This window comes from Mesorhizobium sp. M0590 (assembly GCF_040320905.1).
In the GTDB taxonomy this organism is placed as follows: domain Bacteria; phylum Pseudomonadota; class Alphaproteobacteria; order Rhizobiales; family Rhizobiaceae; genus Mesorhizobium.
Genome location: NZ_JAMYQN010000018.1, coordinates 107944 through 118866 on the forward strand (window position 1 = coordinate 107944; position 10923 = coordinate 118866).

The 10923-nt window shown below is 62.5% G+C and carries 10 protein-coding genes; 6 read left to right on the plus strand and 4 right to left on the minus strand.

The features are described 5' to 3' along the window. Positions 1-591, minus strand: a complete 591-nt coding sequence (locus NKI52_RS25580; RefSeq protein ID WP_023675850.1) for a transglycosylase SLT domain-containing protein — start codon at positions 589-591, stop codon at positions 1-3. A gap of 218 nt (positions 592-809) precedes the next feature. On the opposite strand from NKI52_RS25580, the gene NKI52_RS25585 reads away from it, so the two are divergent. Together NKI52_RS25585 and NKI52_RS25590 are read left to right on the plus strand one after the other, a co-directional pair. Further along, entirely contained in the window at positions 810-2348 is a 1539-nt protein-coding gene (locus NKI52_RS25585; protein WP_023675851.1) for a trimethylamine methyltransferase family protein, read from the plus strand. Between the two features lie 79 nt (positions 2349-2427). Then, positions 2428-4869, plus strand: coding sequence for a GcvT family protein (locus NKI52_RS25590; protein WP_352700213.1), 2442 nt, complete (start codon positions 2428-2430; stop codon positions 4867-4869). A 4-nt stretch (positions 4870-4873) separates the two neighbouring features. Here NKI52_RS25590 and NKI52_RS25595 read toward each other — a convergent pair whose 3' ends face one another. The 3 genes from NKI52_RS25595 to NKI52_RS25605 form a co-directional block, all read right to left on the minus strand. Beyond that, positions 4874-5266 (minus strand): DoxX family protein, encoded by a 393-nt coding sequence (locus NKI52_RS25595; protein WP_023675853.1) that lies wholly within the window; start codon positions 5264-5266, stop codon positions 4874-4876. 155 nt (positions 5267-5421) lie between these two features. Continuing rightward, entirely contained in the window at positions 5422-6198 is a 777-nt protein-coding gene (locus tag NKI52_RS25600) for a VOC family protein (protein WP_352647022.1), read from the minus strand. 279 nt (positions 6199-6477) lie between these two features. Continuing rightward, complete coding sequence (locus tag NKI52_RS25605; RefSeq protein WP_352589360.1) at positions 6478-7140, minus strand: hypothetical protein; 663 nt, start codon at positions 7138-7140, stop codon at positions 6478-6480. On the opposite strand from NKI52_RS25605, the gene NKI52_RS25610 reads away from it, so the two are divergent. The 4 genes from NKI52_RS25610 to NKI52_RS25625 all read left to right on the plus strand — a co-directional run bounded on the left by NKI52_RS25610 (position 7117) and on the right by NKI52_RS25625 (position 10900). Further along, positions 7117-8481, plus strand: coding sequence for an NAD(P)-dependent oxidoreductase (locus NKI52_RS25610; RefSeq protein ID WP_352700214.1), 1365 nt, complete (start codon positions 7117-7119; stop codon positions 8479-8481). The genes NKI52_RS25605 and NKI52_RS25610 overlap by 24 nt on opposite strands. A gap of 2 nt (positions 8482-8483) precedes the next feature. Beyond that, positions 8484-9797 (plus strand): NAD-dependent dihydropyrimidine dehydrogenase subunit PreA, encoded by a 1314-nt coding sequence (gene preA, locus NKI52_RS25615; RefSeq protein ID WP_352578713.1) that lies wholly within the window; start codon positions 8484-8486, stop codon positions 9795-9797. A gap of 112 nt (positions 9798-9909) precedes the next feature. Further along, positions 9910-10428 carry an RrF2 family transcriptional regulator gene (locus tag NKI52_RS25620; RefSeq protein ID WP_352453193.1) on the plus strand — a complete coding sequence of 173 codons (519 nt, stop codon included), beginning with the start codon at positions 9910-9912 and terminating at the stop codon, positions 10426-10428. A gap of 13 nt (positions 10429-10441) precedes the next feature. Then, on the plus strand, positions 10442-10900 hold the full coding sequence (locus tag NKI52_RS25625) for a carboxymuconolactone decarboxylase family protein (protein ID WP_352700215.1): 459 nt from the start codon (positions 10442-10444) through the stop codon (positions 10898-10900). Positions 10901-10923 lie beyond the last annotated feature (23 nt).

The window sequence follows — 10923 nt, forward strand, 5'->3', positions numbered from 1 at the left end:
CTAGGGCGCGCATTGCCGTAGCTGCGCGGCGTAGTCCTGCGCCATCTGTTCGGTGGCATGCGCATAGCGCTGCACGTCGGCGTCGCCGCGATTGCCGCGCTTATAGGCATTCCAGCCGAGATAGTAGGCGAGATACAGATTGTAGGTGTCGTTGCGGGCGACGCCGAGGGTCTCGGCGGTCTTGGAATGATACCAGCCGACGAAATCGACGGCATCGGCAAACCTGGTGCGGCGCGCCGCCCAGCTGCCGGTCTCGTTCTGGTATTGCGCCCAGGTGCCGTCGAGCGCCTGCGAGAAGCCGGTGGCGCTGGAGATATGTTTCCAGGGAATGAAGCCCAGCAGCTTGGTGCGCGGCGGCCTGGCGTTGCTCTTGAAGCCGGATTCCTTGCGCACCGTCGCCATCAGCACGGGAACCGGCACGCCGTATTTCTGCTCGGTGCGTTGTGCCGCCGCCTGCCAATTGTCGAACCAGCCGTCATTCTGGTCGAAAACGGCGCAGACATCGTTGATGTGGTTCGGCGGCGTCGCGCAGGCCGAAAGCGCCAGCGGCACGGCAATCGCTACAATTTTACTAAAACTCAACCTACGCATTGCAAGAGCATTAGGCCGAAAACATAAAAGGAATCTTGCTGCGTTCCTTAACGGCTCATCGGCCGCTTTGCCTGACGCGGAACAAGTATAACCATTCCGACGTTTGTTGTCGCTTTTACCGATGTGAAATTCCCGGAATGCCGCCTTGGCTAAAATCACGCCCGCAGGTGGCGGATTCTTGACAGCTCGATCCTCGTGCCGGCGCTTTGATGCGCGGCATGAGCGAACCAAGACGCAAGCGCGGCGCCGAGCGAACCAGCAACAGGGGACCGACCGCCATCCCGCAACTGCCGTTGCGCCGCGTCACCAATCCCTATCCGCCAATGGCGATGCTCTCGGCCGACCAGATCGAGGCGATCCACCAGGCGTCGATGCATATCTTGGAGAATTTCGGCATCGAGGTGATGAGCCCGCGGGCGCTGTCGCTGTTCGAGAAGGCCGGGGCCAAGGTCGATCATGCAACGATGAACGTCCGCATCGATCGCGGCATGATCGAGGAAGCGCTGAAGACGACGCAGTCCAGCTATACGCTGACGCCGCGCAATCCCGCCCATGCCGTCCACCTCGGCGGCAATACCATCAACTTCACGCTCGTCGCCGGGCCGCCGAATGTGCACGACATGGAGCGCGGCCGCCGTGCCGGCAATTTGCGCGATTATTCCGATCTCGTCCGGCTGGCGCAGCATTTCAACTGCATCCACATGCTAGGCAACCAGGTCTGCGCGCCGGTAGAATTGCCGGCGAATTCCCGTCATCTCGACACCTATTTCGCCAATCTGACACTGACCGACAAAAGCTTTCACGTCTCGGCCATCGGCCGCGGCAGGGCGCTCGACGGCATCGAAATGATGGCAATCGCGCGCGGACTGACGCTTGACGAGATGCGCGACGATCCCGGCGTCACCACGATCATTTCGGTCAATTCGCCGCGCCGCTTCGACGAGATGATGGCCGAGGGGCTGATGACGATGGCCGAGTTCGGCCAGTCGGTGGCGGTAACGCCATTCACGCTGATGGGGGCGATGAGCCCGGTGACGCTTGCCGGCGCGCTCGCCCAGCAGAATGCCGAGGCGCTGTTCGGCGTGGTGCTGACGCAGCTCGTCCGCCCCGGAGCGCCGGTGATGTATGGCGCCTTCACCTCCAATGTCGATATGAAATCGGGAGCGCCGGCGTTCGGCACGCCTGAAAACACCAAGGCGAATATCGCGTCCGGACAGTTGGCGCGGCGTTACAACCTGCCTTATCGCACAACGCCGGGCTCGGCTTCCAATGCCGCCGACGCGCAAGGCGCCTATGAGACGCTGATGGCGCTGTGGGGCGCGGTGCTCGGCCATGGCAACCTCGTCTACCATGCCGCCGGCTGGCAAGAGGGCGGACTGACAGCGTCGTTCGAAAAGTTCATCATCGACGTCGAGATGATCCAGCACATGATGGAGTTTTTGCGCCCGATCGAGGTCAACGAGGCCGAGCTTGCTGTCGAGGCTCTGGGTGCGGTTCCGACCGGCGGCCATTTCTTCGGCGAGCCGCACACTCTGGAGCGCTACGCCACAGCCTTCTACCAGCCGATGCTGTCCAACTGGCAAAATTTCGAGGCCTGGCAGGAGGCTGGCGGGCTCGATGCCACGGCGCGGGCGACGAGGCTTTGGAAGAAGGCGCTGGAGGACTATGTCGAGCCGGTGATGGAAGTCTCCAGGCGCGAGGCGCTTGAGACGTACGTGGCCAAGCGCAAGGAAGCGATCGGGCAAAGCGAGCCGTGATGATCGAAGGCTCGCGCTCGTGGGGCTCCTCCCCGAATTCATCGTTCCCATCCAACTCGTTGACGTCAGAGAGAATCCCATGAAATCGCATGCAAAGGTAGTGGTTATCGGCGGTGGCGTCGTCGGGTGCTCCGTGCTGTTCCATCTGGCCCGGCACGGCTGGACAGACATCGTGCTTCTGGAGCGCGATGAATTGACCTCCGGCTCGACCTGGCACGCCGCCGGCGGCATGCACACGATCAATGGCGATCCCAATGTCGCCAAGCTGCAGAAATACACAATCTCGCTCTACAAGGAGATCGAGGAACTGTCCGGCCAGGCGACCGGCGTGCATTTGACAGGCGGCGTCTTGCTGGCAGCGACGGAGGCGCGGCTCGACTGGCTGCGCGGCGTCGTCGCCAAGGGCCGCTATCTCGGCATCGAGCTCGAGGAGATATCGCCTGATGAGGCGGCCGAGCTGATGCCGTTGCTCGATCCCAAGCAGTTCGTCGGTGCCGTGCGCAACAAGGAGGACGGTCATCTCGATCCGTCCGGCGTTACCCATGCCTACGCCAAGGCGGCGAGGAAGCTTGGTGCCGAGGTCGAGCGTTTCACCAAGGTCGAGGACATTGTGCGGCGCGCCGACGGGTTGTGGCGTGTCATCACCAACAAGGGTGAGGTGGTGGCCGAGCATGTCGTCAACGCCGGCGGCCTGTGGGCGCGTGAGGTCGGCCGCATGGTCGGGCTGGAGCTGCCGGTGCTGGCGATGGAGCACATGTACCTGATCACCGAGGACATGCCGGAAGTCGCCGCCTGGAACCAGAAGACTGGTTCCGAAATCATCCATGCCGTGGATTTCGATGGCGAGCTGTATTTGCGCCAGGAGCGCGGCGGCATGCTGATGGGCACTTATGAAAAGGCCAACAAGCCTTGGTCCGAGTTCCAGACGCCATGGAATTTCGGCCACGAGCTGCTCGAACCCGACATCGACCGGATCGCGCCGTCGCTGGAGGTCGGCTTCCGGCATTTCCCGGCCTTCCAGAACACCGGCATCAAGCAGATCATCAACGGGCCCTTCACCTTCGCACCGGACGGCAATCCGCTGGTCGGGCCGGTGCGCGGCCTGCCGGGGTTCTGGGTGGCCTGTGGTGTCATGGCCGGGTTCTCGCAGGGCGGCGGCGTCGGGCTGGCGCTGTCGAACTGGATGATCGAAGGCGATCCCGGCGCCGATATCTGGGCGATGGATGTGTCGCGCTACGGTGACTGGGCGACGATGGCCTATACCAACGCCAAGGTGCGCGAGAACTATTCGCGGCGGTTTTCGATCCGCTTCCCGAACGAGGAACTGCCGGCTGGGCGACCGCTCAAGACGACGCCGGTCTATGATCTGTTGTCGGCCGAGGGCGCGCAATGGGGCGTCGCCTATGGGCTGGAAGTGCCGCTGTGGTATGCGCCCGAAGGGGTCAAGGACGAATTCTCCTGGCGCCGCTCGAGCGACTTCGAGCATGTCGCGAAAGAAGTGGAGACGGTTCGGCAACGCGTTGGTCTGTCGGAAATCTCGTCATTTGCCAAATACAGAGTGACCGGCGCGGGTGCAGCAACCTGGCTCGACCGCTTGCTGGCCTGCAAGCTGCCAAGGCCCGGCCGCATGGCGCTGGCGCCGATGCTGAAGGAAGACGGCAGGCTAATCGGCGATTTCACGCTGGCCAATCTCGGCGGTCCAAATTCTGCATGTAAGGATTGGTTCCTGGCCGGCAGCGGTGTCGCCGAGCAGTACCACATGCGCTGGTTCGAAGCGCACCTGCCGAAGGACGACTCTGTTAGCATCGAGGCGCTGGGAGCAAAACTCACCGGCTTATCGATCGCCGGGCCGAGCGCGCGGAACCTTCTTGAAAAGGTCACACGATCTGACGTGTCGAATACGGCCTTTCCGTTCATGGCCATCAGCAGGATGGATATCGGCATGGCGCCGTGCCTGGTCGGGCGCGTCAGCTACACCGGCGACCTCGGCTACGAGATCTGGGTGGCGCCGGAATATCAGCGTGCCGCCTGTCAGGCGCTGATGGCGGCGGGCGAGGAATTCGGCATCGGCCTGTTCGGCTCGCGCGCGCTCAATGCGCTGCGGCTCGAGAAGAATTACGGCTCATGGGCGCGCGAATACCGGCCGATCTATGGGCCGCTGGAGGCCGGCCTCGACCGCTTCGTCGCCTACGGCAAAGAGGCCGATTTCATCGGCAAGCAGGCGGCGTTGGCCGAGCGCAAGCAAGGCGGCAGACTGCGGCTGCGGGCCTTTGTCGTCGATACTGTCGATGCCGACGTCATCGGCGACGAGGCAATCTGGTACGGCGGTGCCGTGCGCGGTTGGGTCACGTCGGGCGGCTACGCGCATCATTCGAAAAAGTCCGTCGCCATCGGCTATGTGCCGAAAGAGATTGCCGACGAAGCCGACGGCTTCGAGATTGAGCTTCTGGGCAAACGCCACGCTGCGCGCATGCAGCGGATCCCGCTGTTCGACGCGAATTTCGAGCGGATGCGTGGGTGACGTTTCAGGCACCGCGGCGGTTGTCCAGCGCCAGGGCGCCGGCGCCGGCGAACACCAGATACAGGAAGATGAAACAGAACGATATTGCCGCATCGCCGCCGTTGTTGACCGGGAAGAAGTCGCGCGGCATGTGCGCCATGAAATAGGCGATCGCCATCTCGCCGCTGAGAAGGAATGCCACCGGCCTGGTGAAAAGCCCCAATACCAGCAGGATGCCGCCTCCGAATTCCAGGATGGCCGCGGTCAGCGATAGCCCGCTCATGGTGCCGGCATGGTCGCCGACGGGGAAATTGAACAGTTTCTGGGTGCCGTGCTCAATGAACTGCAGCGCCGTCATGATGCGCAAGGCGGCAAGGGCGAACGGTTGATATCCGGCGAGGCCTTCGAAAAGCTTCATCTACGACTCCATTTTCACCTAGCCCGGCCATAGGTCATCGCCAAAGGCCGGACCATTCACATAGTCCGGCCTGCATTCAACTGTCGGTGAGTGAGTCGTGAGGCGTGCTGCAGCCTTGGGGCCGCACGATGGCGGCCCCGCGATCAGCGCGGCCGTTAATGCCCGGGCGCTGTCAGAGCAAAGTGCGCGCCTTGCGGGTCTGTGCACTGTACGATCCAGCTGCCGCCGGGGACCTCCATCGGACCCATCAGGATCTTGCCGCCATTGTCGGTGACGCGCTTGGCTGCCGCGTCGATGCCGGGCACGTTGAAATAGAACTGCCAGACCGGCGCCGGGATCTGCTCGGGCTTGTTCATCATGCCGCCAACGGGCTCGCCGCCGAAGGCGAAAAGCTGATAGACGCCCATCGGACCCATATCCATGGCGTCGCCCTTCTCCCAGCCGAACTGGCTGGAATAGAAATCGAACGCCGCCTTCCAGTCTGACGTGTAGAGCTCATGCCAGCCGATGTTGCCGGGGGTCGCCAACTGTAGCGGCGGCTGGTCGGGGCCGCTGGGCTGCAGGAAGTTGAACATCGCGCCTTGCGGGTCTGCAACGACGGCGAAGCGGCCGACGCCAGGAATGTCGTCGGGCTCGCGGTGAACCGCGCCACCAGCCTTCTTGAGGGAGGCCGTTGCGGCATCGACATCCCTGGTGAGGATATAACCGACCCAGGCCGGCGGCATGCCCATCTTGCGCGCGTCATCGGGCAGCGTCATCAACCCGCCGACGCCGCGCTCGCCGACATTCATGACGATATAGCGCGGCATGCCCTGGGCCCCTTCGAAAGGCTGCCCCCTCCAGCCCACCACGGAGGTGTAAAACGCCTCGGCGGCGTCGAGATCGGTGGTCATCAGCTCGTACCAGAAGAAGGGCATGGGGGACTGTGGCATTGTCGTGCTCCTTGCGGTTTGTACATCGATCATGCGCGATCCATTCTAGGACGATCTTCACGACGAAAATCCGACAGCGGCCAAAAAAGATGACGGCAAATTGGAAATGTTACCGGGTTGCGCGCCCTGCGGTTTTCGACTTTGCTCTCAGTCAACGAGGGGTTGTTGATCCATGCGCCGGATGTCGCTCACTTCCCTGACCAGAGCGGACCATCACCAGTCTAAGGCCTATCCCGCTGCCCGGAATGGTTGTGGAAGGCGTGGTGCGCAACGCAGTGATCAGATCCAAGCGGCTATGGCTTCACGAGCAATCACCTCTACCGTGCATTCGAGACTGAGCAATAGGAAATGCGAACAGTCGTCTGTCGGCCCGGGTATTGATCGCAACCAGTGCGAGTTCTCGACTCGGAGGAGGGGCCATCTATAGGAGGCTTGCCTGCCAGAGCCAATCAAGGGGATTGAGCTGCTAGCGCTGACATGGGTCACTCCCAACATGTCGTCATAAGCCGAAATTGCTAGCACTCCGTGGAAGTTGATCTTGAGGGTTCGTTCGGACGTCCCGACGAAGAAGTCGCCTTCGACGGCCAATTCAAAGTAGTTGTCGGATTTCAGACGCCACACCTGGCAGGCAGCCAGCGGTAAATCTTGCACAGGCTCCCACCGCTGAACCGCCTCCTGAACAATGTCCATCACCTTCTCCAATGTTTGAAAGTCGCGCACGATGCTCAAGCGCCTACCGCCCTGATAGCCAATTCTGCGCGCCGCATCCTTGAGGCGCAACGGACGGTGCTCAAAAAACATGAGTGCATCTATCATGTTTTGTTCAGCCCTTTCAGCGGTTTGCACCGAAAATTGACCAATTGATAAAAAAATAAAACGTGCTAGCCTTCCCCAAAACAAGAACATGGGGAACTGACGATGCCAGAAGGCCAGTTCAAGCAAGGCATTGCCGGCGGGCGGCTCTCGCCGGACCAATATGCTGATAACTTCGCCGACCTGCACCCGCCGCTCGATCATCACGAGGCGCTGGTCGAGTCCGACCGCTGCTATTTCTGCTATGATGCGCCGTGCATGAATGCATGCCCGACCTCGATCGACATCCCGCTGTTCATCCGCCAGATTTCGACGGGCAATCCGATCGGCTCAGCCAAGACTATTTTTGATCAGAACATTTTGGGCGGCATGTGCGCCCGCGTCTGCCCGACCGAGACGCTGTGCGAAGAAGTCTGCGTGCGCGAGGTGGCCGAAGGCAAGCCGGTGCAGATCGGTCGCCTTCAGCGCTACGCCACCGATGTCGCCATGGCCGAAAACAAGCAGTTCTACGAGCGCCCCGAACCGACCGGCAAGACGGTCGCCGTGGTCGGCGCCGGACCGGCGGGGCTTGCCGCCGCGCATCGGCTCTCCCGCTACGGCCACGACGTGACCATCCTGGAAGCTCGGCCAAAGCCCGGCGGCCTCAATGAATACGGTATCGCCGCCTATAAGAGCGTCGACAATTTCGCCCAGGCTGAAGTCGACTATGTCACGTCGATCGGCGGCATCGACATCCAGAACGGCAAGGCGCTCGGCCGTGATTACCAGCTGTCGGATCTGACCAGGAATTACGATGCGGTGTTCCTCGGCATGGGGCTTGCCGGCGTCAATGCCTTGCGAGCGGATGGCGAGGAGGCGCCGGGCGTCAGCAATGCTGTCGAGTTCATTGCCGAGCTTCGCCAGGCCAGTGATCTGGCCAGCCTGCCGGTCGGCCGGCGTGTTGTCGTCATCGGCGGCGGCATGACGGCGATCGACGCGGCGGTGCAATCGAAGCTGCTCGGAGCCGAAGAGGTAACGATCTGCTATCGGCGCGACCCGGAGCACATGAACGCCTCCGAATTCGAGCAGGATCTGGCTGCCGCCAACGGCGTCATCATCCGGCACTGGTTGCAGCCGAAGCGGGTCATTGCCGACGCCGGCAAGGTGTCGGCGATCGAGCTCGAATACACCGCGATGGACGGCGACCGGCTCGTCGGCACCGGCGAGCGGCTGACGCTCGTCGCCGACCAGGTGTTCAAGGCGATCGGCCAGAGTTTTGTCCCGGCTGCGCTCAACGGCAGCGGGGCTTTGCTTGACCTGGAAGCCGGCCGCATCAAGGTCGACGCCGAAGGCCGCACCTCGCTGCCAAACGTCTGGGCCGGCGGCGACTGCATCTTTGGCGGCGACGACCTGACAGTCTCGGCCGTCGCACAAGGCCGCGACGCGGCGGAAAGCATTCATCGGGCACTGACCTCGAACGGGAGGGCATGAGCATGGCAGACATCCGCAACAATTTCGTCGGCATCAAATCGCCGAACCCGTTCTGGCTAGCCTCGGCGCCGCCGACCGACAAGGCCTATAACGTCATCCGCGCCTTCAAGGCTGGCTGGGGCGGCGTTGTCTGGAAGACGCTCGGCGAAGAAGGGCCGCCGGTGGTCAACGTCAACGGGCCGCGCTACGGCGCCATCTGGGGCGCCGATCGTCGCCTGCTTGGCCTGAACAATATCGAGCTGATCACCGACCGTGACCTGCAGGTCAATCTGCGCGAGATCAAGCAGGTCAAGATGGACTGGCCCGACCGGGCGATCGTCGTCTCGCTGATGGTGCCGTGCGAGGAGCATGCCTGGAAGGCGATCCTGCCGGTGGTCGAGGAGACCGGCGCTGACGGCATCGAGCTCAATTTCGGCTGCCCGCACGGCATGTCGGAACGCGGCATGGGTGCGGCAGTCGGCCAGGTGCCGGAATACATCGAAATGGTGGTGCGTTGGTGCAAGGCCAATACCCGCATGCCGGTCATCACCAAGCTGACGCCCAACATCACCGACATACGCAAGCCGGCACGCGCTGCCCTTGCCGGCGGCACCGACGCGGTGTCGCTGATCAACACCATCAATTCGATCACCGGCGTCAACCTCGACAATTTCGCGCCGGAGCCGACGATCGACGGCAAGGGTTCGCATGGCGGCTATTGCGGTCCGGCGGTGAAGCCGATCGCCATGAACATGGTGGCCGAGATCGCGCGCGATCCGGAAACGCATGGCCTGCCGATCTCCGGTATCGGCGGCATCACCACCTGGCGCGACGCCGCCGAATTCATGGCGCTCGGCGCCGGCAATGTGCAGGTGTGCACGGCGGCGATGACCTACGGCTTCAAGATCGTGCAGGAGATGATCGCCGGCCTGGAAAACTGGATGGACGAGAAGGGCCATGCCACGCTCGACGACATCGTCGGCCGTGCCACGCCCAACGTCACCGACTGGCAGTATCTCAATCTCAACTACGTCGCCAAGGCGCATATCGACCAGGATGCCTGCATCAAATGCGGCCGCTGCCACATCGCCTGCGAGGACACTTCGCACCAGGCGATCACCGCAATCGTCGACGGCGTCAGGCATTTCGAGGTGATCGAGGCCGAATGCGTCGGCTGCAATCTCTGCGTCAATGTCTGTCCGGTCGAGAACTGCATCACCATGGAGGCGTTGGCGGTCGGCGTGATGGACCAGCGCACCGGCAGGCCGGTGTCGCCGATCTATGCCAACTGGACGACGCATCCGAACAATCCGATGGCCAAGGTGGCGGCGGAGTAGCGCACAGCCCGTTGTGGAAAAGCGGCACCTGCGGGCGCCGCTTTTTTCAAATGGCTATTGCGGACATAAATTATCCAGGATAGTATATCTCCATGAATTGGAGATCAGAACAATGAAGCTGGGCGAAGGCGTCGAAGCGGCCATCCACTGCGCCGCGATGCTCGCCGGCGTTGACGGCGCCGCGACCTTGCCAGGTGCTGCCATGGCCGAAGCGTTCGGGCTGTCGCCGAGCTATCTGCTTAAGCATCTCAACGCGCTGACTGCGTCCGGCATTCTGGAATCAGTGCCGGGGCCGTCCGGCGGCTACCGGCTGGCGCGGCCGGCGGAACGCATAACGCTGCTCGATATCGTGCTGGCCGTCGAGGGGCGTGAACCGGCGTTCCGCTGCGCCGAAATCCGCCAGCGCGGCCCAGCGAAGCTCGATGCCTCGGTCTATGTCAAACCCTGCGGCATCAACGTAGCCATGCTGAAGGCCGAGCGTGCCTATCGCGCCGCGCTCGCCGACGCCCGGCTGTCCGACATCGTTGCAGAATACACGGCCGATGCCGATCCCCGTTCGGTCGCCGCGAACTGCGCCTTCGTCGAGCGCCATCGGCGGCCGCAGAAATCAAGTTCAACCAAGCAAGCATGAAAGGCTACAGACGATGAAACAGAGGCTGCAATTTTTCGGCGCGGCGCCGGAGATCATGAAGGCGGTGTCGGCGCTCAACAAGGCAGTCGACGAATGCGGGCTCGAAAAAAGCCTGTTGCATCTGATCAAGCTCAGGGCGTCGCAGATCAACGGCTGCTCGTATTGCGTCGAGATGCATAGCCGCGAAGCGCGCCGCGACGGCGAAAGCGAGCAGCGGCTCTATCTCGTCTCCGCCTGGAAGGAATCGCCGCTGTTTTCAGAGCGCGAACGCGCGGCCTTGGCCTGGACCGACGCGCTGACCAGGATTGCCGACAACGGTGTGTCGGACGAACTCTATGCAAGGACGCTCGAATATTTCTCGGAAGAGGAGCTGGTCAAGCTCTCGGTGGCGCTCGGCATGATCAACACCTGGAACCGGCTTTGCGTTCCGTTCCATGCAATCCATCCGATGCCAGCGGTCATGGCCGCTTGAGGACCAGGCGCGCGGCCTTGGGC

What these genes read in the sequence shown, in the direction of transcription:
- NKI52_RS25590 (WP_352700213.1), top strand. Translation starts at nt 2,428, where the DNA reads ATGAAATCGCATGCAAAGGTAGTGGTTATCGGCGGTGGCGTCGTCGGG.
- NKI52_RS25580 (WP_023675850.1), bottom strand. Translation starts at nt 591, where the DNA reads ATGCGTAGGTTGAGTTTTAGTAAAATTGTAGCGATTGCCGTGCCGCTG.
- NKI52_RS25610 (WP_352700214.1), top strand. Translation starts at nt 7,117, where the DNA reads ATGCCAGAAGGCCAGTTCAAGCAAGGCATTGCCGGCGGGCGGCTCTCG.
- preA (WP_352578713.1), top strand. Translation starts at nt 8,484, where the DNA reads ATGGCAGACATCCGCAACAATTTCGTCGGCATCAAATCGCCGAACCCG.
- NKI52_RS25595 (WP_023675853.1), bottom strand. Translation starts at nt 5,266, where the DNA reads ATGAAGCTTTTCGAAGGCCTCGCCGGATATCAACCGTTCGCCCTTGCC.
- NKI52_RS25625 (WP_352700215.1), top strand. Translation starts at nt 10,442, where the DNA reads ATGAAACAGAGGCTGCAATTTTTCGGCGCGGCGCCGGAGATCATGAAG.
- NKI52_RS25585 (WP_023675851.1), top strand. Translation starts at nt 810, where the DNA reads ATGAGCGAACCAAGACGCAAGCGCGGCGCCGAGCGAACCAGCAACAGG.
- NKI52_RS25620 (WP_352453193.1), top strand. Translation starts at nt 9,910, where the DNA reads ATGAAGCTGGGCGAAGGCGTCGAAGCGGCCATCCACTGCGCCGCGATG.
- NKI52_RS25600 (WP_352647022.1), bottom strand. Translation starts at nt 6,198, where the DNA reads ATGCCACAGTCCCCCATGCCCTTCTTCTGGTACGAGCTGATGACCACC.